The organism is Pantoea stewartii subsp. stewartii, assembly GCF_008801695.1.
GTDB lineage: Bacteria > Pseudomonadota > Gammaproteobacteria > Enterobacterales > Enterobacteriaceae > Pantoea > Pantoea stewartii.
In genome coordinates, this window is the sequence record NZ_VZPF01000043.1 from 1 (window position 1) to 26096 (window position 26096).

At 53.1% G+C, this 26096-nt stretch carries 25 protein-coding genes and 1 pseudogene; 14 read left to right on the top strand and 12 right to left on the bottom strand.

Features of this window, described 5'->3' with window-relative positions:
- Nucleotides 1–96 (top strand): transposase domain-containing protein (locus F7Q90_RS13965; RefSeq protein WP_151160719.1); only part of this gene is annotated, 96 nt, incomplete at its 5' end.
- 98 nt (nt 97–194) lie between these two features.
- Here the strand turns inward: F7Q90_RS13965 and F7Q90_RS13970 are convergent.
- Both F7Q90_RS13970 and metB read right to left on the bottom strand, forming a co-directional pair.
- Nucleotides 195–2627, bottom strand: coding sequence for a bifunctional aspartate kinase/homoserine dehydrogenase II (locus F7Q90_RS13970; RefSeq protein ID WP_006121312.1), 2433 nt, complete (start codon nt 2625–2627; stop codon nt 195–197).
- A gap of 2 nt (nt 2628–2629) precedes the next feature.
- On the bottom strand, nt 2630–3790 hold the full coding sequence (gene metB, locus F7Q90_RS13975; protein ID WP_006121311.1) for a cystathionine gamma-synthase: 1161 nt from the start codon (nt 3788–3790) through the stop codon (nt 2630–2632).
- Nucleotides 3791–4059: 269 nt separating this feature from the next.
- Here metB and metJ point away from each other — a divergent pair, with 269 nt between their 5' ends.
- Nucleotides 4060–4377, top strand: a complete 318-nt coding sequence (gene metJ / locus F7Q90_RS13980; protein WP_006121309.1) for a met regulon transcriptional regulator MetJ — start codon at nt 4060–4062, stop codon at nt 4375–4377.
- 74 nt (nt 4378–4451) lie between these two features.
- Here the strand turns inward: metJ and rpmE are convergent, their stop codons facing one another.
- The gene (gene rpmE / locus F7Q90_RS13985; RefSeq protein ID WP_006121308.1) at nt 4452–4667 is read right to left on the bottom strand and encodes a 50S ribosomal protein L31; all 216 of its coding nucleotides are present in this window, start codon (nt 4665–4667) and stop codon (nt 4452–4454) included.
- A 224-nt stretch (nt 4668–4891) separates the two neighbouring features.
- Here rpmE and priA point away from each other — a divergent pair, with 224 nt between their 5' ends.
- The 6 genes from priA to rraA all read left to right on the top strand — a co-directional run bounded on the left by priA (nt 4892) and on the right by rraA (nt 11997).
- Nucleotides 4892–7087 (top strand): primosomal protein N', encoded by a 2196-nt coding sequence (priA, locus tag F7Q90_RS13990; RefSeq protein WP_006121307.1) that lies wholly within the window; start codon nt 4892–4894, stop codon nt 7085–7087.
- A gap of 164 nt (nt 7088–7251) precedes the next feature.
- Nucleotides 7252–8286: a DNA-binding transcriptional regulator CytR gene (gene cytR, locus F7Q90_RS13995; protein ID WP_006121306.1), complete on the top strand. Its 1035-nt coding sequence runs from the start codon at nt 7252–7254 to the stop codon at nt 8284–8286.
- A gap of 156 nt (nt 8287–8442) precedes the next feature.
- Entirely contained in the window at nt 8443–9384 is a 942-nt protein-coding gene (gene ftsN, locus F7Q90_RS14000; RefSeq protein WP_006121304.1) for a cell division protein FtsN, read from the top strand.
- Between the two features lie 88 nt (nt 9385–9472).
- On the top strand, nt 9473–10003 hold the full coding sequence (hslV, locus tag F7Q90_RS14005) for an ATP-dependent protease subunit HslV (protein WP_006121303.1): 531 nt from the start codon (nt 9473–9475) through the stop codon (nt 10001–10003).
- 10 nt (nt 10004–10013) lie between these two features.
- Complete coding sequence (hslU, locus tag F7Q90_RS14010; RefSeq protein WP_006121302.1) at nt 10014–11351, top strand: HslU--HslV peptidase ATPase subunit; 1338 nt, start codon at nt 10014–10016, stop codon at nt 11349–11351.
- A gap of 160 nt (nt 11352–11511) precedes the next feature.
- Nucleotides 11512–11997 carry a ribonuclease E activity regulator RraA gene (gene rraA, locus F7Q90_RS14015; protein ID WP_006121301.1) on the top strand — a complete coding sequence of 162 codons (486 nt, stop codon included), beginning with the start codon at nt 11512–11514 and terminating at the stop codon, nt 11995–11997.
- 54 nt (nt 11998–12051) lie between these two features.
- Here rraA and zapB read toward each other — a convergent pair whose 3' ends face one another.
- Nucleotides 12052–12291 (bottom strand): cell division protein ZapB, encoded by a 240-nt coding sequence (zapB, locus tag F7Q90_RS14020; protein WP_006121300.1) that lies wholly within the window; start codon nt 12289–12291, stop codon nt 12052–12054.
- Between the two features lie 419 nt (nt 12292–12710).
- On the opposite strand from zapB, the gene F7Q90_RS14025 reads away from it, so the two are divergent.
- From F7Q90_RS14025 to glpX, 3 genes are all read left to right on the top strand, one after another.
- Nucleotides 12711–13559, top strand: coding sequence for an MIP/aquaporin family protein (locus F7Q90_RS14025; RefSeq protein WP_006121298.1), 849 nt, complete (start codon nt 12711–12713; stop codon nt 13557–13559).
- 29 nt (nt 13560–13588) lie between these two features.
- Nucleotides 13589–15100, top strand: a complete 1512-nt coding sequence (gene glpK, locus F7Q90_RS14030; RefSeq protein ID WP_006121297.1) for a glycerol kinase GlpK — start codon at nt 13589–13591, stop codon at nt 15098–15100.
- Nucleotides 15101–15194: 94 nt separating this feature from the next.
- Entirely contained in the window at nt 15195–16205 is a 1011-nt protein-coding gene (gene glpX / locus F7Q90_RS14035) for a class II fructose-bisphosphatase (RefSeq protein ID WP_006121296.1), read from the top strand.
- Here glpX and emrD read toward each other — a convergent pair.
- Nucleotides 16195–17388, bottom strand: a complete 1194-nt coding sequence (emrD, locus tag F7Q90_RS14040) for a multidrug efflux MFS transporter EmrD (protein ID WP_269466941.1) — start codon at nt 17386–17388, stop codon at nt 16195–16197. The genes glpX and emrD overlap by 11 nt on opposite strands.
- Before the next feature lie 270 nt (nt 17389–17658).
- Here emrD and fpr point away from each other — a divergent pair, with 270 nt between their 5' ends.
- Complete coding sequence (gene fpr / locus F7Q90_RS14045) at nt 17659–18405, top strand: ferredoxin--NADP(+) reductase (RefSeq protein ID WP_006121294.1); 747 nt, start codon at nt 17659–17661, stop codon at nt 18403–18405.
- Here fpr and F7Q90_RS14050 read toward each other — a convergent pair.
- Nucleotides 18396–18830 (bottom strand): DUF805 domain-containing protein, encoded by a 435-nt coding sequence (locus F7Q90_RS14050; protein WP_006121293.1) that lies wholly within the window; start codon nt 18828–18830, stop codon nt 18396–18398. The two genes, fpr and F7Q90_RS14050, sit on opposite strands and share 10 nt — an antisense overlap.
- 98 nt (nt 18831–18928) lie before the next feature.
- Here F7Q90_RS14050 and F7Q90_RS14055 point away from each other — a divergent pair, with 98 nt between their 5' ends.
- Nucleotides 18929–19519, top strand: coding sequence for a DUF1454 family protein (locus F7Q90_RS14055; RefSeq protein WP_006121292.1), 591 nt, complete (start codon nt 18929–18931; stop codon nt 19517–19519).
- A 120-nt stretch (nt 19520–19639) separates the two neighbouring features.
- On the top strand, nt 19640–20407 hold the full coding sequence (gene tpiA / locus F7Q90_RS14060) for a triose-phosphate isomerase (protein WP_006121290.1): 768 nt from the start codon (nt 19640–19642) through the stop codon (nt 20405–20407).
- A 31-nt stretch (nt 20408–20438) separates the two neighbouring features.
- Here tpiA and F7Q90_RS14065 read toward each other — a convergent pair.
- From F7Q90_RS14065 to cpxP, 6 genes and pseudogenes are all read right to left on the bottom strand, one after another.
- Nucleotides 20439–21252, bottom strand: a pseudogene (locus F7Q90_RS14065) (CDP-diacylglycerol diphosphatase).
- A gap of 108 nt (nt 21253–21360) precedes the next feature.
- The gene (locus tag F7Q90_RS14070; protein WP_006121289.1) at nt 21361–22350 is read right to left on the bottom strand and encodes a sulfate ABC transporter substrate-binding protein; all 990 of its coding nucleotides are present in this window, start codon (nt 22348–22350) and stop codon (nt 21361–21363) included.
- A 138-nt stretch (nt 22351–22488) separates the two neighbouring features.
- Nucleotides 22489–23451 carry a 6-phosphofructokinase gene (pfkA, locus tag F7Q90_RS14075; RefSeq protein ID WP_006121288.1) on the bottom strand — a complete coding sequence of 321 codons (963 nt, stop codon included), beginning with the start codon at nt 23449–23451 and terminating at the stop codon, nt 22489–22491.
- Between the two features lie 205 nt (nt 23452–23656).
- Nucleotides 23657–24559, bottom strand: coding sequence for a CDF family cation-efflux transporter FieF (gene fieF, locus F7Q90_RS14080; protein ID WP_006121287.1), 903 nt, complete (start codon nt 24557–24559; stop codon nt 23657–23659).
- A gap of 231 nt (nt 24560–24790) precedes the next feature.
- Nucleotides 24791–24955 carry a KGG domain-containing protein gene (locus tag F7Q90_RS14085; protein WP_006121285.1) on the bottom strand — a complete coding sequence of 55 codons (165 nt, stop codon included), beginning with the start codon at nt 24953–24955 and terminating at the stop codon, nt 24791–24793.
- 627 nt (nt 24956–25582) lie between these two features.
- Nucleotides 25583–26092: a cell-envelope stress modulator CpxP gene (gene cpxP, locus F7Q90_RS14090; RefSeq protein WP_006121284.1), complete on the bottom strand. Its 510-nt coding sequence runs from the start codon at nt 26090–26092 to the stop codon at nt 25583–25585.
- Between the last annotated feature and the right edge of the window lie 4 nt (nt 26093–26096).

Here is a 26096-nt window from a genome sequence, read left to right on the forward strand (position 1 = left end):
ACGTGGTTGCGTTACGTCATCGGTCATATACAGGACTGGCCGGTGAACCGGGTCCGCGATCTGCTGCCATGGAAGGTCGAGCTTCCCTCTGCCTGAACGTCAATACGGTCTGAATGCGACGCTTACCGTTATGACATCGGCGAGCAGAAACAGGGCAAAAAAACAGGTGCCGGAGCACCTGTGTTGAAACCTGTTTAGAGGAGTTGCGCGAGGCGATTGATATCAGACTGTATCACGCCTGCCGTGACGTCACGACCCGCGCCAGGTCCGCGAATCACCAGAGGATTATCGCGGTACCAGCGGCTGTCGATGGCAAACACATTATCGCAGGGCAGTAAGGCTGCCAGAGGATGCTCAGGACGAACGGCTTCCACACCCACACGTGCTTTGCCATTGGCATCAAACCGTGCCACGTAACGCAGGACCAGCCCCATTTCCTGAGCGGCTTCAAACCGTTGCAGCATCTGCTCGTTAAGTTCGTCACCGTTCTCGAAGAAATGGTCGACGGATTCATCACAGTTCTGGGGCACCAGTGACTCGACGCGTACCTGATCGGGTTCAATGTTATAGCCCGCTTCACGGGCCAAAATGACCAGCTTACGCATCACATCCTCGCCAGACAGATCAACACGCGGATCCGGCTCGGTTAAGCCCTGCTGCCATGCCTGATCCACCAGTTCGGTAAAGGGCACCGACCCGTCAAACTGCAGGAACAGCCAGGACAATGTGCCAGAGAAAATACCGCTAATCGACAGAATGGTATCGCCACTTTCACGCAGATCCCGCACCGTATGGTTGATGGGTAAACCTGCGCCTACGGTGGCGTTATATAACCAGTGACGCCCGGTTTTTTCGAAGGCATCGCGAATCTCACGCCAGGTTTGCGTATCGGACGCGCCCGCAATCTTATTAGCGCTAATCACGTGGAAGCCATGACTGGCAAAATCCAGATACTGCTGTGCCAGTGGTTTACTGGCGGTGACGTCCAGCACCACAAGATCATCGTAAGGATGCGCCCGCATCCACAGAAACAGCGATTCTTCATCACGTGTTTCCGCTTCATCGTCAAAGAAGGCCAGCGCGCGGCTGGCATCAAGCCCGTCATAGTTCAGCAGGCTGCGTTGACTGTCGACCACACCCGCCAGCACAAATTCAAAACCGGTTCGTGCTGACAAGGTTTCCTGCTCACGCGCAAACAGTTCCAGCCAGCGTGAGCCGATATTGCCTTTGCCAAACAGCATCAGGCCAATTCGCTTTTCGGCACGAAACAGGGAGCTGTGTAAGCCCTGAATTAAATGCTGCGTCGGCCCCACGCGCAGGACCGCCACCACGCTGATATGTTCTGGCGACTGACAAACAAACTCAACCGGCTGATCTTTCAACTGCTGCCAGAAACGGTGCGTATGCAACGGATTACGAGTTACGCCTGCTCCGACCAGCGCCACCAGCGCTAAGCCATCACGTAACTGTAAATGCCCGGGTAAGCCTGCGTCCTGTAACAATGTGAAGGCGCTGTTAACCACTTCAGAGGTGTAACAGAGTTGCAGCAGCTGACGATCAGGATGAACGCCCATTGCCAGTGGGCGCATCTGCGCGCGCGTGAGCAACTGATCGATCTCTTTGCGCAGGAGCGTAAAATCGTGCTGCCCGGGAAGCTGGATTTCGACCAGACACACATCATCGTGACTGGTCACAATGCGTGCGCCCGTTCCGGAAGCGAGGACGCGCTCAATACGGGTTGAGCCCTGTTCTGGCTGATAGCTACAGCGCAACTGCAAATCGATGTCGCTGCCGGAAACGGGCTGTAAGGTGCGGGTATGCAGCACCGGTGCGGCGAGACGCGCCAGTTCACTGGCCTCATCAAGACGCAACAGCGGCAGCAGACAGGCATCAGAAACTTTACGTGGATCGGCACTGTAAACACCCGCCACATCACTCCAGATAGTGACGCGTCCCACACCGGCCAGCGCACCAATTTGTGTGGCGGAGTAATCAGAGCCATTACGCCCCAGCAACACGGTTTCACCCGCATCGTTGGCGCAGATAAAGCCCGTCACCACGATACGTTTATGGGGATGCTGGGCCAGCAGCGTTTGTAACAACGGCCAGGATTTTCCTTCATCAACCTGAGGCTGCGCGGCACGTTCTGCACGCAGAAAATCGCGCGCATCCAGCCAGCAGGCCTGCAGGTCGTGTTGATTCAGCACAGCGGACATTAAACGTGCCGACCAGACTTCACCATGGCCCACGACTTCCGCATAAACCGCGTCGGTAACGGTACCATCGAGTAATCCGGCAAGCTTCTCAAGATCGCGAATAAAGGCCGATATTAAAGGTTCGGCGATTTCGGCAGGCAACAGGGCACTGATGAGCTCACTCTGATAACGACGTAATGTCTGCTGCACCTGATGCGCGGACAAGCGGTCACTCTGGCTCAGTTTCAGCCAGCTAATCAGCTGATTGGTCGTTGAACCTGCGGCTGAGACCACCATCATGTCGCCTGGCTGGCTGTAATCCGCCATGATGCTGGCAACACGCTGGTAGCAGCGTGCATCGGCAAGGCTGCTGCCACCAAACTTGTGGAGCTGTCTGTTGTTTGGCGTTCCTGCGCCTGCTGAAATCGTCATGGTTAATCCTCTGCTGCGATCCGGAATGCATTATCCAAATCGGCAATTAAATCTTCGTGGTCTTCAATCCCCACAGAAATACGGAGCAATGTTTCAGAAATACCTGCTGCGGCACGGGCTTCTGCAGACATGCCAGCGTGCGTCATGGTCGCGGTATGCGAGATTAAGCTCTCAACGCCACCCAGTGATTCAGCCAGCGTAAACAGTTCAAGCGCTTTCAGGAAACGACGCAAACGCGCTTCATCGCCATCGAGTTCGAAACTGAGCATGGCGCCAAACCCACGCTGCTGACGCGCAGCGACTTCATGCCCGGCATTTTCTGGCAGAGAAGGATGATACAACTTTTTCACCAGGGGCTGCTGCTTCAGATAAGCAACAATTTCTAACGCATTACGCTGAGCAGCGGCCATACGCGGCCCCAGCGTACGCATACCACGTAACAGCAGGTAGCTGTCAAAAGCGGAACCGGTCACGCCAATATTATTCGCCCACCACGCCAGATCGGTCGCGACCTGAGGATCTTTGGCAATGACAGCGCCAGCCACGACATCGGAGTGCCCGTTTAAATATTTGGTACAGGAGTGAATAACCAGATCTGCGCCCAGCGCCAGCGGGTTTTGCAGCGTCGGACTCATAAAGGTGTTGTCCACAACGCTTACTGCGCCTACTTTGCGCGCGGCGTCGCAGATGGCCGCGATATCGACGACACGCAGCAGCGGGTTACTGGGGCTTTCTACTAATACGAGCTGAGGTTTCTCGTCCAGCGCAGCCTGTAGCGCGGCACTGTCGCCTTGATCGACAAACTTCACCCGATAAGCACCGCGCTTGCTTAAACTATCGAACAGACGGTAGCTGCCGCCATAGCAGTCGTGCGGTGCCACCAGCAAATCGCCAGGCTTCAGGAAAACCGTTGTGACCAGATGAATGGCGGACATGCCGGTATTAGTCAATACCGCGCCCGCCCCGCCTTCCAGCTCTGCCAGCGCGCGTTGCACAACGTCGCGCGTAGGATTACCACGACGAGAATAATCGTGGGCTCGCGGCTCATTGAAATCATGGAAGTTATAGGTGCTGGAAAGGTGGATGGGCGGGACAACGCATCCATATTGCTCGTCGTCATTCAAACCGCTGCGCACTGCGATGGTTGCCTGTTTACGCGTCATAGGGCTAACTGTTCCTGAAGTGAGAAATAAACTGACCACAGGATATCAGCTTACATTTAGACGTCAATACATCTGGACATCCAAATGTCTTTGCGTATAGATTGAGCATGGCCGCAATAACCGCTAAAATTATGCGCCCATGCTGGCGTTCAACCCATTTTCTTCCTGTGTTGGACGAAGAAACCCGCCAGAGAAGGGGTCCGGTAGAAGAAAATCAGGCATAATCGGCTGATTTCGTAACTTTTAACTTTTATTGATTAAGGTATCCCATGGCTGAATGGAACGGCGAATATATCAGCCCGTACGCTGAGCACGGCAAGAAGAGCGAACAGGTTAAAAAAATCACGGTTTCTATTCCGTTGAGCGTGTTAAAGATTTTGACTGACGAACGGACACGTCGTCAGGTGAATAACCTGCGCCATGCGACCAACAGTGAGCTCCTGTGCGAAGCCTTCTTGCATGCTTTTACCGGACAACCGTTACCAAATGATGTCGATTTGCGTAAAGAACGTAACGACGAAATCCCGGAAGAAGCGAAGAAAATTATGCGCGAGATGGGCATTGACCCGGACACCTGGGAATACTGAGTCAGCCAGACATAAAAAAACCCAGCCTGAGCTGGGTTTTTCTTGCCGCCGAACAAATGTTCGAATGCCGTTTCTTATTTTTTGGTGCCTGGCACGCTGAAACGCTTGTTGAAGCGGTCAACGCGGCCACCAGTGGCAACTTCACGCTGCTTACCGGTGTAGAACGGGTGGCACTTACCACAAACGTCCAGGTTCAGTTCGTGAGTCAGCGTAGAGCGAGTGTGAATCACGTTACCGCAAGTACAGTTGATGGTAACTGCTTCGTATTTAGGGTGAATACCTTGTTTCATGGGAAACCTCATAGAAGGCCGTGTCGCTCTCCGCGCTAGGACGAAACCTGCGCAGCACCACACGCGATTGAACATTAATGGTGTACTCCGGTAAGGTCTTTCCTACCGAAGGCGGCATATTATACAGGCTAATGTTTGCTGCTGCAAATGTCGCCTGAGATATCCGTCCTGTGCGCCAGCGTGTACACTAATCGCCCTGTCAGATGAACCGGAAAGAGAAAGTTATGCCCGTTGTTCAGGTTGCCCTGCCCGTTCCCCTTCCCCGCCTTTTTGACTATCTGCCGCCTGAGGGTGTGCAGCCGGTGACTGGCGGTCGCGTGATCGTGCCGTTTGGTAACCGGAAAATGATCGGCATTGTGGTGGCGTTCTCTGACAGCAGCGATCTGGCGACCTCACAGCTTAAACAGGTGCTTACCGTCCTGGACAGGGAATCCCTGTTTCCGTCCTCTCTGTGGCGCATTCTTCACTGGGCAGCCGACTATTATCACTCTCCGCTGGGTGAGGTGCTCAGCCATGCCATTCCGGTACTCCTCAGACAAGGTAAACCGGCTCAGGATGATCCCCTGTGGCGCTGGGAAATCACGGAACAGGGCCGCGCGACGTCCCCGGAAAGTCTTAAACGCGCGCCCAGGCAGCAGCAAGGTCTGGCGGTGCTGCGCCAGCAACCGCTCTATCGTCATGAAGTCAGTGAACATGACCTGACCGAGGCGGCTATGCAGGCGTTGCGCGCGAAAGGGCTTTGCGAATTGCACGAACACCAGCCGCAAATGCATGACTGGCGAACCGCGTTTGCGGTAAAGGGTGAGCGTCTGCGCCTGAACACCGATCAGGCGACTGCGGTGGGCGCCATTCGGGGAGAAGATGAGCACTACGCCGCCTGGCTGCTGGCAGGAATTACAGGTTCCGGTAAAACCGAGGTGTATCTCAGCGTACTGGAAAATGTGCTGGCGCGGGGGAAACAGGCACTGGTGCTGGTACCGGAAATTGGCCTGACGCCACAAACTATTGCCCGTTTCCGTGAACGTTTTGACGCGCCGGTGGATGTCCTGCATTCGGGACTTAATGACAGCGAGCGTCTGTCCGTGTGGCTGCGGGCGCGACGGGGGGAAAACGCCATCATTATTGGTACGCGTTCCGCGCTCTTTACCCCCATGGCGCGACCGGGCGTGATCATTATTGATGAAGAGCACGACAGTTCCTATAAGCAACAGGAAGGCTGGCGCTATCAGGCACGGGATCTGGCTGTCTTCCGCGCGCATGAAGAAGACATTCCTGTTGTCATGGGATCCGCAACGCCGGCACTGGAAACTCTGCATAACGTGCGTAACGGTAAATATCGCCAGCTTGATCTGATGAAGCGTGCCGGCAATGCTAAACCGGCACTGCAGCAGTTGATCGACCTGAAAGGGGCACAACTTACTGGTGGCCTGGCACCCGCCCTGATCTTCAAAATGCGTCAGCACCTGAAAGCCGATAACCAGGTTCTGCTGTTTCTGAACCGCCGCGGTTTTTCGCCGGCTCTGCTCTGTCACGATTGCGGCTGGATCGCCGAATGCCAGCGCTGCGACCGTTATTACACGCTGCATCAGCATCACCGCCAGTTGCGTTGCCACCACTGTGACAGTCAACGACCGTTGCCGCATCAGTGCCCGCAATGTGGTTCAACACATTTACTGCCGGTCGGTGTGGGCACGGAACAGCTGGAGCAACAGCTCGGCACCCTTTTTCCCGGCGTCCCTGTCTCACGCATTGACCGTGATACCACCAGCCGAAAAGGCGCTCTTGAACAGCACCTCGCCGACGTTCATCGCGGGGGCGCGCGTATTCTGGTTGGCACGCAGATGCTGGCAAAAGGTCATCATTTCCCAGATGTCACCTTAGTGTCGCTGCTGGATGTAGACGGTGCCTTGTTCTCAGCCGATTTCCGTGCTGCGGAGCGCTTTGCTCAACTGTATACCCAGGTGGCCGGACGTGCCGGACGTGCCGGTAAGCAAGGTGAGGTTTTACTGCAAACCCATCATCCTGATCATCCCCTGCTGCAAACGCTGCTGCATCAGGGCTACTTCGCTTTCGCACAACAAACGTTGCTGGAACGCCAGTCGGTCTTTTTACCTCCCTGGACGCACCATGCCTTATTCCGGGCAGAAGACATGGATAATCATCAGGCTGCAGAATTTCTGCAACAGCTACGCAATATGCTGGAAGCCAGCCCGCATAACGATGCGTCAATGTGGTTTATGGGCCCGTTACCTGCCTTGCAGCCCAAACGCAGTGGCCGCTGGCGCTGGCAGTTACTGGTTCAGCATCCCTCGCGTAAACGCCTGCAACAGTTGCTGAGCAGTTCGTTACCGCTGGTCACAACCTTGCCTGCCTCACGAAAGGTGAAGTGGACGCTGGATGTCGATCCTACCGAAAGTTAAGGCCGGCCAGGTTGCGAGCGGGATCGAAATACGTCGCATAAGTCACAATTTTTATGCAAATTAAGTAACAGCCTTGTTGGCCAATCGATAACAATAGTGCCCGGCTTGTTTTTATACCCGTCGATACGAACGTTGAATGCGCGATTACGCATCAGGAGCATGTGTTGGATCAGAATCAACCGCCGGCCGCCGCCACCATGAAAGACGTCGCAGAAAAAGCCGGCGTCTCCACTGCTACCGTGTCGCGTGCGCTGATGAATCCCGAAAAAGTCTCTTCGGCCACCCGTCAAAAGGTGGAACAGGCCGTCGCGGCCGTAGGCTATGCGTCGCAAAGCATGACACGACATTCCCGGCGCAACGACACACAAACGATTTTGTTGATCGTCCCCAATATCTGCGATCCCTTTTTCAGCGACATTATTCGCGGCGTTGAAGTCGCCGCCTCAGAAGCCGGTTATCTCGTGCTTATCGGCGATTGTGCGCATCAGAAACCGCAGGCGTGGACATTTCTCAACCTGATACTGACACGTCAGATTGATGGCATGGTGCTGCTGGGCGCGCAGTTGCCTTTTGACGTCAGCCCGGACGAACAACGTAATCTTCCGCCCATGGTGATGGCGATTGAGTTCGATCCCGAGATGTCGTTGCCGACGGTGAATATCGACAATCTTACCGCCTCATTTGTTGCCGTTAACCATCTGCTGGAGTTAGGCCATAAACGCATCGCCTGCCTGGCCGGTCCGGAAGATGTCGCCCTGTGTCAGTATCGTCTGCAGGGCTACGTACAGGCGTTACGACGCAGCGGGATTAGCGTCGATCCGACCTGTATTGTTCGGGGAGATTTCACTTTCGAATCAGGTGTGGCCGCGATCAATCAGCTCATGACCTTAGCCGAGCCCCCGCAGGCCCTGTTTTGTCACAGCGATATCATGGCCATCGGTGCCATCAGTCAGGCAAAAAAACTGGGCTTACGTGTGCCGGAAGACCTGTCCGTGGTGGGATTCGATGACATCGAGCTGTCGCGCTACTGCGAACCGCCGCTGACCACGGTGAAACAACCCTGTTTTGACATTGGCCGGGAAGCGGTGCTGCTACTGCTGAACGAACTTCAGGGGAAAGGCACGCGGAGCGGGTCAAAGTTACTCGACGCAGAATTAGTGATACGCGGTAGCACAACATTGGCAAAAATGGGGCGTTGATACAGAAAATGTTCCGCTATTTTCAGGAGATTCTTAGGGCTATCATTGCTGGTCAAAGTTCCAGCCCTTAAGTAACATGGCGGGCTCCTTGCCGGGCGTGTGGTAACAACGGATTCGCCCACATGGCATCATATTTTGAAGGGTATCAGGACGAGAGTGGCACAAAAAGATTATGTAGGCCGCGGGCGTTCAACAGGGACGCGTCGCAAGAAAAGCCCCAGCCGTGGTAAAAAAACGAAAAGCGGTTCAGGCACCTCTAAACTTATGATTGTACTGGCGGTGGCTGTATTAGTGACCTTTGCCGGTGGTTTATGGTTCCTTGCGCATCATAAGAAGGAAGATGTGCCGGTCATTACGGATCATAAAGCCAACGGTAATGGCTTGCCGCCCAAGCCTGAAGAACGCTGGAAATACATAAAAGAGCTTGAAAATCGTCAGGTTACCGTTCCAACGCCCAGCGAACCAACCTCGGGTGGCGAAGTCCAGTCACATACCCAGTTGACGGATGAGCAACGTCAGTTGCTGGAACAAATGCAGGCAGATATGCGCCAACAGCCTACCCAGTTGAACGAAGTCCCGTGGAACGAGCAAACCCCGGCACAGCGGCAGCAAACGCTGCAACATCAACAACAGGTTCAGCAATACCAGCATCAACAACAGGTGCAACAATTCCAGCGTCAGCAACAGCAGGTGCAGCAACGTCAGCAACAGGTACAACAGCCGCGTCAGCAGATTCAGGAACAACATACGCAGCGCCAGCAACAGCAGAATACCCAGCAGCAGTCACAACCTGCGCCGGTGACACGCGAACCTACCGCCCAGCCTAAGACACAGGATACGGCAAAAACGAAACCTGCTGAAAAAGCGGCATCGCAACGCTGGATGGTGCAGTGCGGTTCGTTCAAGGGAACAGAACAGGCTGAATCCGTGCGTGCTGCCCTGGCGTTCGAAGGTTTTGAAAGTCGCCTCACCTCCGGCGGCGGCTGGAACCGTGTGGTGGTCGGGCCCTTTAAAGATCGGGCCAGTGCCGACAGTACGCTGAAACGTCTGCGTGCGTCAGGCCATTCCGGCTGCATTCCGCTCGCCATTGGGGGTTGAAACCCGTCAAACCCGCCCCATATCTGTCTGCATGATCCTCCGCGCCTTGTGCGCGGAGCTTTTTTCCGACAGTAAAAGGGGTCTGCCCGTGACAACAATAGTAAGTGTTCGACGCAACGGCCAGGTAGTGATTGGCGGTGATGGCCAGGCTACGCTCGGTAATACCGTAATGAAAGGCAACGTTAAAAAAGTGCGTCGTCTTTACAACGATAAAGTCATTGCTGGCTTCGCTGGCGGTACCGCCGATGCCTTTACCCTGTTTGAACTCTTCGAACGTAAACTTGAAATGCATCAGGGCCATCTGGTGAAAGCGGCCGTTGAGCTGGCGAAAGACTGGCGCACCGATCGGATGTTGCGCCGTCTTGAAGCGCTACTGGCGGTGGCCGATGAATCCGCCTCGCTGATTATCAGTGGTAATGGTGACGTCATTCAGCCTGAAAACGATCTTATTGCCATCGGTTCAGGCGGTCCCTTCGCTCAGGCGGCGGCGCGCGCACTCCTAGAGAATACAGAGCTGGGCGCACGTGACATCGTTGAGAAATCGCTGAATATCGCTGGCGATATTTGTATCTACACTAACCACAACGTTAATTTTGAAGAATTAACGTCTAAGTCGTAAGGATTTAACCATGTCTGAAATGACTCCACGCGAAATCGTCAGCGAACTGAACCGCTTTATCATTGGTCAGGACAGCGCCAAGCGCGCCGTGGCCATCGCGCTGCGTAATCGCTGGCGCCGTATGCAGCTTGATGAAGAGTTGCGTCACGAAGTGACACCGAAAAACATTCTCATGATCGGCCCGACCGGTGTAGGTAAAACGGAAATTGCTCGCCGACTGGCAAAACTGGCTAACGCCCCCTTCATCAAGGTGGAAGCCACCAAGTTCACCGAAGTGGGTTATGTCGGTAAAGAAGTCGACTCCATCATTCGCGACCTGACGGACTCCGCGATTAAAATGGTGCGCAGCCAGGCCATTGAGAAGAACAAATACCGCGCAGAAGAAATGGCGGAAGAGCGCATCCTGGATGTCCTCATCCCGCCGGCAAAAAATAACTGGGGACAGGCTGAACACACCAGTGAGCCCTCATCTGCGCGTCAGTCTTTCCGTAAGAAGCTGCGTGAAGGCCAGCTTGATGATAAAGAAATCGAGATCGACTTAGCCGTAACAGGGCCGGGTGTAGAAATCATGGCACCGCCGGGCATGGAAGAGATGACCAGCCAGCTACAGTCCATGTTCCAGAATCTGGGTGGTCAAAAGCAAAAGCCACGCAAACTCAAAATCAAAGAAGCGATGAAGCTGTTGATTGAAGAGGAAGCGGCTAAGCTGGTTAACCCGGAAGAACTGAAACAGGATGCCATCGACGCGGTTGAACAGCACGGCATCGTCTTCATCGATGAGATCGATAAGATCTGTAAACGCGGCGGCCAGAACGCCGGTGGCCCCGATGTTTCGCGCGAAGGTGTCCAGCGCGACCTGCTGCCACTGGTAGAGGGCTGTACCGTGTCGACAAAGCATGGCATGGTTAAAACTGACCATATCCTGTTTATCGCCTCGGGCGCATTCCAGGTGGCCAGCCCGTCTGATTTGATTCCTGAGCTACAGGGCCGTTTACCGATTCGCGTTGAACTGCAGGCGCTGACGGTCAATGATTTCGAGCGCATTCTGACTGAACCGAATGCCTCCGTCACCGTACAGTACAAAGCGCTGATGAATACCGAAGGCGTGAACATTCACTTCACCGACGATGGTATTCGCCGTATCGCGGAAGCGGCCTGGCAGGTCAACGAAACGACCGAAAACATCGGTGCGCGTCGTCTGCATACCGTGCTGGAGCGCCTGATGGAAGATATTTCTTACGATGCCAGCGATCGCAGTGGAGAGTCCGTAACCATTGATGCTGATTACGTCGGCAAGCATCTGGATGAACTGGTTGCAGATGAAGATTTAAGCCGCTTTATTCTGTAACACTCCGCGTCCATGCGTTGTATCAAAGCCCAGACATTACGTCTGGGCTTTTTTCTGCATGCGCTTGATGCAGGACCGTTTTTTTACGGTTGATGATTTTGCCAACAATTAGCATAAAGCGATATACTTAGCGCTCCTGTGGCAAACAGACGAAACCCTTATGAAATACGATACTTCTGAACTCTGCGACATCTACCACGAAGAAGTGAATGTTGTTGAACCGCTTTTCTCAAATTTCGGTGGGCGGACCTCATTCGGCGGTCAGATAACCACAGTGAAATGCTTTGAAGATAACGGCCTGCTTTACGATCTGTTGGAAGAGAATGGCCGGGGTCGCGTACTGTTAATTGATGGCGGCGGTTCAGTGCGCCGTGCGTTAGTGGATGCACAACTTGCGCGTCTGGCAGCACAGAATGAGTGGGAAGGCATCGTCGTTTACGGTTCAGTTCGTCAGGTTGACGAACTGGAAGAGCTGGAAATTGGTATCCAGGCCATTGCAGCCATTCCGGTGGGCGCAGCGGGCGAAGGGATTGGTGAAAGCGATGTGCGCGTGAATTTTGGTGGCGTCACTTTTTTCTCAGGCGATCACCTGTATGCAGACAACACCGGTATGATTTTGTCGGAAGACCCGCTTGATATTGAATAATGTCTGCAAACGAAAACGGGTGCCAGTGGCACCCGTTTTTGTATCAGCAGAGGCTTAAACCTCTTCCATTTTTCCCAACAAGGCACGCAGGCGTTCTTGCCAGACATGCTGCTCCTCTTTCAGATGCTGATTTTCACGCATCAGAGCTTCGTGGTTGCCGGCTGCGTTCTGCGCCTCATTGCGCAGGTTGTTGTTCTGCTCTTTCAGCTCTTCAATTTCCATTTGCAGCAAGGTGATAGTATCAATCGCCTGCTGTACTTTCGCTTCCAGTTTCTCAAACACTTCAAATGACATCTTTCTGACCTCTCCTAAAATCCTGCAAGGCGTTGATGATGCCAGCTTTCGCACACAAGGCGTTTACCAGCAACGTTGTCCCGATTGTATGTAGCCTCATCCCGCAAGTCCAGCAACGCAGGCCTGCAGTCCACTGTCAGTACCACTTTTCAGCCTATCCCTAAAAACCACTTTTTGCTGCGCGCATTACTGTCAGAGCCTGAAGAAAGCCCGCAGAAAGGCACTCAATGGCGCTTAAAGAAAACTGAAACACGCGAAAACGCGCATTTTTTTTGACGCGCCACACAAAAATCAATTTCGCTATTTCTCGTTTATGCTCGTTAACGATAAATTAACATCAGCCCTACAACGAAGATGGGTGACTCACGGACTGAGAACAAAAACTGATAAAATTTAACCTCGCTTCAGGAACAACTATCATGAGTCAGACTACAACCACACTCAAAGGTCAGTGTATTGCCGAATTTCTGGGTACCGGTTTGATCCTGTTTTTCGGCGCGGGTTGTGTTGCCGCGCTTAAGCTGGCTGGCGCCTCTTTTGGCCAATGGGAAATCTGTATCGTCTGGGGTTTAGCCGTTTCAATGGCGGTCTACCTCAGTGCTGGCGTATCAGGCGCCCACCTCAATCCAGCCGTTACGATTGCACTTTGTCTTTTCGCTAATTTTGAAGGCCGTAAAGTCGTGCCTTATATCCTGTCTCAGGTCGCAGGCGCATTCTGTGGCGCAGCGCTGGTATATGGTCTTTACTACAGCTTGTTTATCAATTTCGAACAAAGTCATAACATAGTGCGCGGTTCAGTTGAAAGCCTGAGTCTGGCCGGCATTTTCTCTACCTATCCAAATCCACAGATTTCCGTGGGCCAGGCGTTCCTGGTAGAAATGGTCATCACCGCGGTATTGATGTCTGTGATTATGGCGCTGACGGATGACGGCAACGGCGTTCCACGTGGTCCAATGGCACCCCTGTTGATTGGCCTGCTGGTAGCGGTGATTGGCGGTTCAATGGGTCCACTGACCGGTTTTGCGCTGAACCCGGCTCGTGATTTCGGACCTAAAGTTTTCGAATGGCTGGCTGGCTGGGGCTCCGTTGCCTTTACGGGCGGCTATCAGATCCCTTATTTCCTTGTGCCAATTTTTGGTCCACTGGTCGGTGCTTGCCTGGGTGCCTTTGGTTATCGCGCCCTGATTGGTCGCCATTTACCCGGCGCGGTGATTGCCTCACCCAGCACTGACAAACCGATTGCGTCCGCGCATGAACGTAAAGCGTAAGTTCCACTTTTATCATCAGGAATGAATTTATGACTACCACCGATAAAAAATACATCGTCGCTCTGGATCAGGGCACAACCAGTTCACGCGCTGTTGTGCTGGATCATGACGCTAACATTGTGGCGGTATCGCAACGCGAATTTACTCAAATCTATCCCAAAGCGGGCTGGGTAGAACATGACCCTATGGATATTTGGGCGTCCCAGAGTTCAACGCTCGTAGAAGTGCTGGCCCATGCTGATATTCGTTCTGATGAAATCGCCGCTATCGGCATTACGAACCAGCGTGAAACGACCATCGTCTGGGATAAAGAAACGGGCAAACCGGTTTATAATGCCATTGTCTGGCAGGATCCCCGTACCGCTGACTACTGTCACAAGCTGAAGAGTGAGGGGCTGGAAGAATACATTCAGCACACCACGGGTCTGGTGATTAACCCCTACTTCTCCGGCACCAAAGTGAAATGGATTCTTGATAACGTTGAAGGTGCGCGTGAGCGTGCAAAACGTGGCGAATTGCTGTTCGGTACTGTGGATACCTGGCTGGTCTGGAAAATGACTCAGGGACGTGTGCATATCTCCGATTACACGAATGCCTCACGTACCATGTTGTTCAACATCCACACACTTGAGTGGGATCAACGCCTGTTGGATGTTCTTGATATCCCGCGTGAAATGTTACCAGAAGTGAAATCTTCGTCTGAAGTATACGGACAGACTAACATCGGTGGTAAAGGCGGTACGCGTATTCCTATCGCCGGTATTGCAGGCGACCAGCAGGCTGCGCTTTACGGTCAAATGTGCGTGCAGCCGGGAATGGCGAAAAACACCTACGGCACCGGCTGCTTTATGCTGATGAACACCGGTACCGAAGCGGTGACTTCAACGCACGGTCTGCTGACGACTATTGCCTGCGGCCCGCGTGGAGAAGTGAACTACGCGCTGGAAGGTGCCATCTTTATCGGTGGCGCAGCCATTCAGTGGTTACGCGATGAGATGAAGTTGATTAGCGATGCGGCTGACTCTGAATACTTCGCGATGAAAGTGAAAGATTCTAACGGCGTATATATGGTGCCAGCCTTTACCGGTCTGGGCGCACCTTACTGGGATCCCTATGCGCGTGGTGCGCTGTTCGGTCTGACACGTGGTGCGAATGCAAACCACATCATCCGTGCAACGCTGGAGTCCATCGCTTACCAGACGCGTGACGTCCTGGAAGCCATGCAAAACGATGCTAACACACGTCTTCAGTCACTCCGTGTCGACGGTGGTGCGGTTGCCAATAACTTCCTGATGCAGTTCCAGTCTGACATTCTGGGTACGCGCGTTGAGCGTCCTGAAGTGCGCGAAGTCACAGCACTAGGTGCCGCGTATCTGGCGGGTCTGGCCGTTGGCTTCTGGAAAGACCTGGATGAAGTCCGTGCTAAGGCTGTCGTTGAGCGCGAATTCCGTCCAACGCTTGAAACCACAGAGCGTAACTTCCGCTACGCCGGCTGGAAAAAAGCCGTTGCGCGCGCGCAAGCGTGGGAAGAAAAAGAGTAATCTGCCCTATGCCCGTGACCTCGGCTGTCACGGGCCTTTTCCCCGCCTTCTCCCTCCGCTACACTGCCTGCCTGTTTTTTGTCAGGTGCCTACAATGAAACGAGAACTTGCCATTGAATTTTCCCGCGTAACCGAAGCTGCCGCGCTGGCAGGCTATAAATGGTTAGGACGCGGCGACAAAAACGCGGCCGACGGTGCGGCGGTCCATGCCATGCGTCACGTCTTAAATACCATCCAGATCGATGGCCAGATTGTGATTGGCGAAGGGGAAATCGACGAAGCCCCGATGCTTTATATCGGCGAGAAAGTGGGAACCGGCCAGGGTGACGCGGTAGATATTGCGGTCGATCCCATTGAAGGCACACGCATGACGGCGATGGGACAAGCCAATGCGCTTGCCGTCATGGCCGTAGGCGATAAAGGCACCTTTCTTCATGCGCCTGACATGTATATGGAGAAGCTTATCGTGGGTCCGGCGGCGCGCGGCCATATAAATCTGGACCAACCGCTTGAGCTTAACCTGCGTAATATCGCGATCGCCATGAATAAACCGTTGTCAGAGCTCACCGTATCGATTCTGGCCAAGCCGCGCCATGACGCTGTCATCCAACAGCTTAAAGCGCTGGGCGTACGCATTTTTGCCTTTCCCGATGGCGACGTTGCGGCATCCATACTGACCTGTATGCCGGACAGTGAAGTTGACGTGATGTACGGGATTGGCGGCGCGCCTGAAGGCGTGGTTTCAGCCGCCGTTATCCGTGCGCTGGATGGTGATATGCAAGGCAGATTACTGGCACGTCACCATGTGAAAGGTGACACGGAGGAAAACCGCCGCATTGGCGAATATGAGCTTAAACGGTGTGCTGGTATGGGAATCGAAGCAGGAAAGGTCCTGCCACTTCAGACGATGGCGCGCAATGATAATGTCGTTTTTGCGGCTACCGGCATCACCAGCGGCGACCTGCTGAAAGGTATTACTCGTCAGGGCAATATGGCCACCAGCGAAACGCTGTTAATACGCGGCAAATCGCGCACGATTCGCCGCATTCAGTCTGTACATTATCTCGACCGTAAAGATCCAGCTCTGCACCCTTTTATCCTGTAACCGCCTGATTGTCACCTGCTGGCTGGCGCGAAAGCGGTAGCCAGCAGAGCAGCATCACCAGCGCCGTGACGAACATCAGCATGCCAAGACTGAACTGATCGCGCTGTGGCATCAACGCCGACAAAGAAGCGACCAGCCCGGACCCCAGGTTCTGCATACCACCAATCAATGCACCCGCGCTTCCTGCCAGCCAGGCATAGGGTTCCATGGCACCCGATGTCGCCAGGGGAAACAGCATCCCCGCGCCAAAGAAGAACAGCGATGCCGGTATCAATAACGTCCAGATAGTCATGATGCCAAACCAGGCAGGCACCCACATCAGCACTGCTGCCAGCAGGCAACTGTTGACGCCAAACCACATCAGGCTGTGCCAGGAACGCTGCTCACGCCCGGCAAACCATGCCCCAAAGAAGGCGGCCGGGATGGGCAGAATGAACAAGATACTGACGGTAAAACTGTTCAGATCCAGTACGCCGCCCAGCAGCACACCACAGCTGGCCTCAAAGACGGCAATACCTGACAGCGCACCAATCAGCAGTACCAGATAGCGGACAAAATTCGCATCGCGTAACAAACGAATGTAACGTTTAAGGAACGGCGTTACTTCGGCGCTGACCGGGCGTGTTTCCGGCAACCAGCACGCCATAGTCACCGTCACGATCATGCATAACAGCAGTAAAAAAGCGAAACAGGCATGCCAGCCAAACAGTTGTGTCAACGCTGCGCCAATCACTGGCGCGACTAACGGGCTGGCAAGCACGCCCATGTTGAGCCAGCTGTTCGCCTGACGTAACGCATGGCCATTATAGAGGTCGCGCGGCATGGTCCGTGCCATCACCCCGGCCACGCCAGTGCCCGCGCCCTGAATCGCACTGCCAATGACCAGCATATCCAGTGATGAGGCCAGTAAGGCAATTATTGATCCGATCATAAAGATCGCCATGCCCGCCAGGATCACCGGACGGCGTCCTACGCTGTCAGACAACGGGCCATAGATCAGCTGCGATCCACCATAGGTCATTAAATAGGCCGCCATGACATGTTGCATCATGCCGTTACGCACCTGCAGTGCGTCCGCCATTGCCGCCATTGCCGGCACATAAATGGTCTGAGCCATCTGCCCTACTGCGACCAATGCGATGAGCATGATCAACAACGGGCGATTTTCTATCTTCTTCATCATCATTGAACAAAAATTCTGTATGAAAAGGAACGTTTAAACAGCACAACTAACGGCTGAAACAGGTTGTGGCAGGAAAATATCAGGATTACGTGACAAAGCGAGTGATTCACACAAAGTGGGTGCGCCATTCACGTCAATAAATGCAACCAGGATGTAAACTTAATATTACAGTTTGTCGATTAGAGCCTTTGCCCCGTTACCGACTGGTAATCTGTCAGAGCAGTAGCGAAGATGTTTATCCGCCTGACTATCAACGCTTAAGGAGTCACTATGGCCGAGTGGATCAATGCGCAAGTGAAGGAAGTGAAAAACTGGACCGATGCGCTGTTTAGCCTGCGGGTTAAGGCACCGATTGCCCCCTTCCATGCCGGACAGTACGCAAAACTGGCACTCGAAATTGAGGGCGAACGTGTGCAGCGAGCTTACTCTTACGTCAATGCACCCAATGACGACCTGCTTGAGTTCTACTTAGTCACCGTACCCGACGGCAAATTAAGCCCGCATCTGCAGGCGCTGCGCCCCGGTGAGCAGGTGATGATCACCAAAGATGCGGCGGGCTTTTTTATTCTGGATGAAGTCCCTGAGTGTCAAACATTATGGATGCTGGCGACCGGTACCGCCGTGGGTCCTTACCTGTCGATCCTGCAACAGGGCGAAGGCCTGGATCGCTTCGATAATATCGTCCTGGTCCATGCCGCCCGTTATGCCGCCGACCTGAGCTTTTTACCGCTGATGCAGCAACTCCAGCAAATCTATAACGGTAAGTTGCAGATCATCACGGTTGTCAGCCGTGAGGAAAGTCTGGGGTCGCTGACGGGACGCATTCCGGCCCTGATTGAGAATGGCAAGCTGGAGCAGGCAGCAGGGTTAGCCATTGACGCAGAGACCAGCCATGTCATGGTTTGTGGTAATCCACAGATGGTACGTGATACGCAGCAGTTACTGAAAGAGACGCGCGGTATGCGTAAGCACCTTAAGCGCAAACCCGGCCATATCACCAGCGAAAACTACTGGTAAGGGGCGCGTTTCAGACGCAAGGGCACCGGCGCGGCACCAAAGCGGTTGTCGCCGACGGTGCCACGAAACACCCCCAGATCCAGAATCAATCCGGCCAGGATAATAAAGGGCAGTACGCGCCCGATGAGCCACTGTAACACTTCTCCCGTCATGCTCCAGTTGCCTGCCATCAGTAGCCAGGCGGCAATCAGCAGCAGAGCCCAGTAGCCCCGGCGATCGCGATCGTGCAGGCGTTTAACCACAATCGCGCTGGCAGGCCACAATAAGCAGACGATGCCAAACGCAGCCATCTGTGTGTCCAGCAGATCGTTACCTGCCAGGAAAAACAGCAGGCTGGTTAGCAGTACCCAGATTGCCTGCCAGAGCCAAAAATCCCGACGCCCTACGCGCCCGCGAAAAGAGAAAAACCATTGCTGGATTATCATGCACTTTCCTTAGACAAAATTTTACGCTGCACACTTTTGACCTTGAAGATAAAAACCGTTCTAATTTGGCATCGAGTTTATTGGTCAGAGCCGACAAAATGAAGAATTTGCCAGGCGTACTGTTGCTGAGCGTCGCGCTGACGGTTCCGGTATTTGCCGCCGATCCGCAACCCCTCGACAAGGCTGAACACATGCCAACCGCACCCTATCTGTTACCGGGCGCACCCACGCTGGACATGACCATCGGCCAGTTTCGTGAAAAATACAATCTGGCCAATCCCCAATTGCCGCTCAGGGAATACAGTGCCATTGATACGCGCGATGAAAAGAGCGATCTGACACGCGCCGCCACCAAAATTAATGAAACCCTTTATTCTTCTACGGCGCTTGAGCCGGGCACGGGCAAAATCAAAACGTTGCAGATCACATGGCTGCCGATTCCGGGGCCTGACCAGAGCGCCTCGCAGGCTAAGGCGCTTGATTATATGACCGCCATGTTACGTTTTTTTGTGCCGGGACTCACGCAGGAAGAAGGGCGAAAAAAGCTGGAAACGCTGCTTAAAGCCGGTAAAGGCTCACGATACTATGAGCACGTTGAAGGCGCACTGCGTTTCGTGGTTTCAGATAACGGGGATAAAGGACTCACCTTTGCCATTGAGCCGGTAAAACTGGCGCTGGCTACGCCCTGATGGACGGGGCAAAAATGACGAAAAGCAAAGCCATGGCATTATTTGATCTCTATACTGTCTGGCAGACAACGTTGCCCCAGGGCAGCGCCATTTCATGTATCGCGTTATGCGGAGGATAGAATGCGACATCCACTGGTTATGGGTAACTGGAAGTTGAATGGCAGCAAGCATATGACAGCCGAACTGATCGACGGTCTGCGCAAAGAACTGTCGGGCGTGGAAGGCTGTGGCGTTGCTATTGCCCCCCCTGCGCTCTATCTTGATCAGGCTAAACATGCTGTCTCCGGTAGCCATATTGCACTGGGTGCTCAAAACGTTGATGTAAACCTGTCTGGCGCATTTACCGGCGAGATTTCCGCTGAGATGCTGAAAGATATTGGCGCGAAGTACATCATCATTGGTCACTCAGAACGCCGCACTTACCATAAAGAAAGCGATGAATTCATTGCGAAAAAATTTGCCGTCTTAAAAGCAGCGGGTCTGGTGCCGGTTCTGTGCATCGGCGAAACCGAAGCCGAAAATGAAGCAGGCAAAACCGAAGAAGTGTGTGCACGTCAGCTTGATGCTGTACTGACCACTCAGGGTGCCGAAGCATTTAAAGATGCGGTTATCGCCTACGAACCCGTCTGGGCGATTGGCACGGGTAAATCAGCCACCCCAGCGCAGGCGCAGGCCGTTCACAAATTCATTCGTGACCATATCGCGAAAAAAGATGCTGCTGTCGCTGAGCAAGCGATTATTCAGTACGGTGGTTCAGTCAACGATAAAAATGCAGCCGAGCTGTTTACGCAGCCGGACATTGACGGTGCCCTGGTTGGCGGTGCGTCACTGAAAGCCGATGCATTTGCGGTCATCGTTAAAGCAGCCGCGGCAGCCAAACAAGGCTGACCTGGCGCTTAGTCCATTCTGAGCGGCCAAATCAGGCCGCTTTTTTTATGGGTTGCAGTAACGCGCAGTCGTGATCCTGCACTTCCTCAGCGGAACCTTTATTTAACAACAGCCAGTTGCGCTCCACTGCCATCAGTATCAACCGCCCATCAGACAAGCGCGCTAACGCGAGTCCGTAGCGGCCCATCTGATCGCGTGCATGCGGTATCTCAGCGGCCAGACGGATAAATACGCTTTGCTCTGCCAGCTCGGCTTCACTCAGCGTACGCACGTGATAAGGATGACTGAGAAAGGTGACGGCTTTCCATTCCGGTGTGAACGTGGGTGTCAGCGCATCCAGTTGCTTTCTCACATCAGGCCGAAGGCATGAAAGATGAATATGAAGCTGATTCTGGGTACGGCCGTACTGGGAATTGATGGCCAGTGACAGCACACTGTCTTTGATGGGCTTGCCATATTTTTGCGCCACGACGCCTCTGTCCTGCCAGGCCAGGCCAGGCCAGGCCAGGCCAGGCCAGGCCAGGCCAGGCCAGGTCAAAATAATTCGGCGTGTCTGAACGGAGCAACTGTGGGCTTTCGATTCCGGTGATTTTATCAATGGGGATGAGCAGATACTGAAGGGGGCCGTTTCGGTCTTTCAACAGCGCGTAGCGGTGCTGCAGATCAACGCGCTGACACGGCGCGGGTTGACCATGCGTGAGCTGATCGGGCAGACACTTTTCACTGACGATTTGCCAAAGCGCATCCGCATTCGTTTTAACATGCGTAGCCGCAACCAGGATCCCTGCGCCGATCAATACCAGCAGAAGCGCAATGATGATGAAGGCCCGACGATTTGCCTGCATTGTTATCTTCCCCTGACTGTTTTCATTCGCATCCTCACGTGACAGCGCGTAAATGTCACGCATAAAAAAACCAGCGTTTCCGCTGGTTTCAAGAATAACCGGTAAGGATTACGGCTTCATGATCTGATCATAGGTGCCGCCATCAGCGAAGTGCGTTTTTTGCGCCTTCGCCCAGCCGCCAAACTTGTCGTCGATGGTAAACAGTTTTACCGGCGCAAACGTACTGGCGAACTTCTTCGCGACCTCTTCATTGCGCGGACGATAATAGTTTTCAGCCACAATAGTCTGCCCTTCCGTCGAGTAGAGATATTTCAGATAGGCTTCCGCCACCTGACGCGTTCCCTTCTCATCGACCACCTTATCCACGACGGACACAGTTGGCTCCGCGAGAATCGATTCACTTGGCGTCACAATTTCAAATTTGTCTTTACCCAGTTTATTGACCGCCAGGTAGGCTTCGTTTTCCCAGGCGATCAGGACATCACCAATACCACGCTCTACAAAGGTATTGGTTGCGCCGCGCGCACCGGAATCCTGCACTTCAACATGCTTAAACAGATCTTTCACGTAACGCTGTGCTTTTGCCTGATCGCCGTTGTTATGATCCAGTGCCCAGCCCCAGGCAGCCAGGTAATTCCAGCGAGCGCCGCCTGACGTTTTAGGATTTGGAGTAATCACCGAAACGCCGGGCTTGATAAGATCGCTCCAGTCATGGATGCCTTTAGGATTGCCTTTACGCACCAAAAAGACAATCGTGGAGGTATAAGGCGCGGAGTTGTCGGGCAGACGTTTAATCCAGTCTTTATCAATGCGACCGCGATCAGCAATTGCATCAACGTCCGACTGCAGCGCCAGCGTCACCACATCAGCACGAATACCGTTGATGACAGAAGTCGCCTGTTTACCTGAACCGCCGTGCGACTGGCGGATGACCACGTTGTCGCCCGTTTCCTGTTTGTAGTGCGCGCTAAAGGCCTTGTTGTACTGCTCGTAGAGTTCCCGGGTAGGATCATAAGAAACGTTTAGCAGCTGAATATCCTTCGCCAGAACACTGCCAGATGCCAGTAACAATCCTAAACCCACGGCCCATTTATTCATTGCGCACTCTCCCCATTCATGATGAGACAAGCGTGACATAAACGTGATTATAGCTAAAAGAATTAAAAATAAGCGGTTATAACTTTGGGGAATATGAGGAAGGCATAAGGGCATGCCGTTAAGCATGCCCGGTAATACTTAGTACAGCTGCTTAGCCGTATCCATCCAGTCACGCTTAAATGGACGTTTCATATTTTCAATGGCATCAATGATATCGTGATGGACCATCTTGTCATTCTGGATACCTACACACCGGCCACCGTAGCCCTGCATCAGCAACTCAATCGAATAGGCACCCATGCGCGACGCAAGAATGCGGTCATAAGCGCAGGGCGCGCCGCCGCGCTGAATGTGACCAAGTACCGTGGCGCGCGTTTCGCGTTTGGTTTCTGTTTCGATGAAACGCGCCAGGTCGTCGATATCACAGATGTGCTCCGTAATAGCTACGATCGCGTGCTTTTTACCTTTCGCAATACCGGCTTTAATCTCTGCCACCAGCTCCTCACGAGTGTAAGGAATCTCAGGTAACACGATAAATTCACATCCCCCGGCAATAGCCGCAGCCAGCGTCAGGTCGCCACAGTAACGGCCCATGACTTCAACAATCGAGATGCGCTGATGCGATGACGACGTATCACGCAGGCGGTCAATGGCTTCGACGACCGTTTCCAGCGCCGTAAAGTAGCCGATGGTGTAATCTGTCCCGGCCACGTCGTTGTCAATCGTGCCTGGCAGACCGATACACGGAAAGCCCATTTCGGTGAGCCGCTTGGCCCCCATATACGAACCGTCGCCACCGATCACTACTAAGGCATCAATGCCCCGCTTTTTCAGGTTCTCGATTGCTACCTGGCGGACATCATCATTACGAAACTCAGGAAAACGTGCAGAACCCAGGAACGTGCCGCCGCGATTGATCATATCTGACACGCTGTAGCGGTCGAGGTTGATCATGCGATCTTCATATAAACCCTGATAGCCGTCATAGATACCAAAAACTTCCAGCCCTTCGCTTAATGCGGAGCGAACTACACCGCGAATGGCTGCGTTCATGCCTGGGGCGTCACCGCCGCTGGTCAGTACACCAATTTTTTTGATCATGACAACCTCTGGATTGTTCAAAACTAAGGGTTAATCCGGCCTGTGCAACGCTGATGAACACTGATGTGGTAAGCGCGACATATGATGGCAGATAGTATATCAAAGGCCTGATGCTGAATTGATTCAGGTCAGACAACTTTTCACTAATTTTTTTAGCAATGTTAGCTGCATGTCATTTTCATCTTTCTAACGTCTTTCCTGTGCGTCAGAAATTGAATGCATCCTGTTTCTCTGACGGTACCACAGAACAGGGATCCTGATGAATAATGACGTCCGACCCGGGAAAGGCCTCGCGTAATGCTTTTTCAACCTGATCGGCGATTCGGTGTGCCTGCACTAACGGTAATTGATCTTCCAGCTCTACGTGAAGCTGAATAAATTTCGTCGGGCCAGACTGACGCGTCCGCACATCATGAACGCCTTGCACACCGGGCCAGTTTGATGAAATCGCAATAATATGTTGTCGTTCTTCATCGGGTAAGGCTCTGTCCAACAGGGACTGAACGGCTTCATAGCCCATCCGAAGTGCGCTGACGAGAATATACACGCCAATGCCCAGCGCAAACAGGGCATCGGCGCGAGCGAATCCGTAGCTGGTTAACACCAGCGCGACCAAAATTGCCCCGTTCATGAAAACATCGGATTGATAATGCAGCATATCGGCCCGAATCGCCTGACTGCGTGTTTTTCGTACGACCCAGCGCTGGAAAGCCACCAACAGTAATGTCGAAATGAGAGCCAGCACCGTCACGATAATGCCCATACCGGGCGATCGCAGTTCATTCGGGGAAGCGAGATGCTGAATACCCGTCAGAAAGAGGAAAAGTGCCGAACCTGAAATGAACATGCTTTGCGCCAGGGCGGCCAGCGATTCCGCTTTACCGTGGCCAAAGGTGTGATCGGCGTCAGCGGGCTGAAGGGAATAGCGCACCACCAGCAGGTTTGTCAGGGAAGCGGCAATGTCCACCAGCGAATCAACCATGGCAGCCAGCAGGCTAACCGATCCGGTATACCACCAGGCAAAAATCTTGATAATTAACAAGGTTGTCGCCAGCAGCGTCGCCGCAATCGCCGCAGATTTAACCCACTTTCCATACGAAGCCTGCATGCCACACTCCATGAACATCATGACTGAAGAGGTAAAATAACAGCAGAGAAGGGCTAAGTTTAACACTGACGCAGGCGATGCGCCCGACTGATACCGTTCGGACAGCGTGATGAGGGATAAGATGGGAAGAGATAATACGACTTCGCCCCATCGGGTAACGATGGGGCGAAGGATTGCTTACCTAAGTAAGCGCCAAATCAACGTGCAGATTTGGTTCAGTGCTCAGCAAAATTATTTTTTGCCGCCTTTCTTGCCCGCTTCGGAGGCTTTTTCGGGGTTATTTTTGAAATTACCGCCGCCGCCGTTGCCGCTGCTCTTTCCGCCTTTTTTACCGGCTTCAGAGGCTTTTTGCGGGTTGTCTGCGAAATTACCTGAATCACCACGATGCTCTGCCATAATTTACTCCATTAATAGATTAATTCGGACTACATGATGTGGTTGCTGCTCTCCGTTAATTTCAGAAGTGCATCGGCTTCCTTGCTGAGACAATATAAGTGTAGGCGAGGCCGGATAAGGTGCAAGCGGAGCGGGATATTTACAGCCCCTTGAAAAGAAAGGAAAATGCATAAATAAATTAATGTAATCTTTATATTTATCAATCGATTGGAAATAACTCACGACCTGTAAAACAGATCGGCAAGACAGTAATAACAGACAGGAAAGCGTGCGTAAGAAAAAGGCTTTGTTGAATAATAGGTAATCATTCTGTTTTGTCTGCACTGTTTTGGTAGAAAACGCTGATGCCAGACAGAACACCGTCATACGCAAGCATGTAACGCATTGATTTTATGTTATCTGAAACAACCGTTTTCATAGTACCACAGCATAAAATCCATTTATTCAACAAAGCCTAAGAAAAATAAAAAAACGTTGCCATTCAATCGTCCAGATCATTTTTTCGCGCACTGTAAAACTACAGTAAATAATGGCGAAAAACAGATAAAAAAAAACCCCTCATCATGAGGGGGAAGACAGGGATGTGTCTATGGCAAGGAAAACAGGGATACTATTTACTACTGGTTACTACTGGTTACTACTGGTACGACTTACGGGTTGCAGCGTCGAAGCTGGCTGCAAACTTGAGAGCTTACGCATGGCATTCAGGCGCTGCTCATAATTCTTCTGTAACGCGGCCTGCTGCTCGGGCGTTAACAGGTGGTACATCTGATTACGCACTCTCGCCATCTCAACTTGCTGTTCAACCTGAACTTTGGCGAGGGCCTCTGCCTTATCACGTATGGCCGCTTCGTTAAATTTATCTGCCGTCACCAAATCGTGCATGGCTGCGATATCATCAATATTCGTTGCCGGACGGTCATGTCGGGCTTGCTGCATAAGGTCACGCATTTGTTGTCGTTGATGTTCCGTCAACTCAATGACGTCGAACATGTGACTTTGCGAATTTTGCGTCATACTGCCTGTCGTAAATCCGCCGTGATGCACCTCGTCAAGCGCCATCGACTCTGCTGCTCCTGCGCTGGCGTGACTGAGAACCATCGCTGAGGCAAGAACGACGGCGGTTAATTTGCGCATCGTT

Bases quoted from the DNA above. Each gene is read 5' to 3' on its own strand.
- F7Q90_RS13970 (WP_006121312.1), bottom strand. From the start codon at position 2,627: ATGACGATTTCAGCAGGCGCAGGAACGCCAAACAACAGACAGCTCCAC.
- metB (WP_006121311.1), bottom strand. From the start codon at position 3,790: ATGACGCGTAAACAGGCAACCATCGCAGTGCGCAGCGGTTTGAATGAC.
- metJ (WP_006121309.1), top strand. From the start codon at position 4,060: ATGGCTGAATGGAACGGCGAATATATCAGCCCGTACGCTGAGCACGGC.
- rpmE (WP_006121308.1), bottom strand. From the start codon at position 4,667: ATGAAACAAGGTATTCACCCTAAATACGAAGCAGTTACCATCAACTGT.
- priA (WP_006121307.1), top strand. From the start codon at position 4,892: ATGCCCGTTGTTCAGGTTGCCCTGCCCGTTCCCCTTCCCCGCCTTTTT.
- hslU (WP_006121302.1), top strand. From the start codon at position 10,014: ATGTCTGAAATGACTCCACGCGAAATCGTCAGCGAACTGAACCGCTTT.
- rraA (WP_006121301.1), top strand. From the start codon at position 11,512: ATGAAATACGATACTTCTGAACTCTGCGACATCTACCACGAAGAAGTG.
- zapB (WP_006121300.1), bottom strand. From the start codon at position 12,291: ATGTCATTTGAAGTGTTTGAGAAACTGGAAGCGAAAGTACAGCAGGCG.
- F7Q90_RS14025 (WP_006121298.1), top strand. From the start codon at position 12,711: ATGAGTCAGACTACAACCACACTCAAAGGTCAGTGTATTGCCGAATTT.
- glpK (WP_006121297.1), top strand. From the start codon at position 13,589: ATGACTACCACCGATAAAAAATACATCGTCGCTCTGGATCAGGGCACA.
- glpX (WP_006121296.1), top strand. From the start codon at position 15,195: ATGAAACGAGAACTTGCCATTGAATTTTCCCGCGTAACCGAAGCTGCC.
- emrD (WP_269466941.1), bottom strand. From the start codon at position 17,388: ATGATGAAGAAGATAGAAAATCGCCCGTTGTTGATCATGCTCATCGCA.
- fpr (WP_006121294.1), top strand. From the start codon at position 17,659: ATGGCCGAGTGGATCAATGCGCAAGTGAAGGAAGTGAAAAACTGGACC.
- F7Q90_RS14050 (WP_006121293.1), bottom strand. From the start codon at position 18,830: ATGATAATCCAGCAATGGTTTTTCTCTTTTCGCGGGCGCGTAGGGCGT.
- F7Q90_RS14055 (WP_006121292.1), top strand. From the start codon at position 18,929: ATGAAGAATTTGCCAGGCGTACTGTTGCTGAGCGTCGCGCTGACGGTT.
- tpiA (WP_006121290.1), top strand. From the start codon at position 19,640: ATGCGACATCCACTGGTTATGGGTAACTGGAAGTTGAATGGCAGCAAG.
- F7Q90_RS14070 (WP_006121289.1), bottom strand. From the start codon at position 22,350: ATGAATAAATGGGCCGTGGGTTTAGGATTGTTACTGGCATCTGGCAGT.
- pfkA (WP_006121288.1), bottom strand. From the start codon at position 23,451: ATGATCAAAAAAATTGGTGTACTGACCAGCGGCGGTGACGCCCCAGGC.
- fieF (WP_006121287.1), bottom strand. From the start codon at position 24,559: ATGCAGGCTTCGTATGGAAAGTGGGTTAAATCTGCGGCGATTGCGGCG.
- F7Q90_RS14085 (WP_006121285.1), bottom strand. From the start codon at position 24,955: ATGGCAGAGCATCGTGGTGATTCAGGTAATTTCGCAGACAACCCGCAA.
- cpxP (WP_006121284.1), bottom strand. From the start codon at position 26,092: ATGCGCAAATTAACCGCCGTCGTTCTTGCCTCAGCGATGGTTCTCAGT.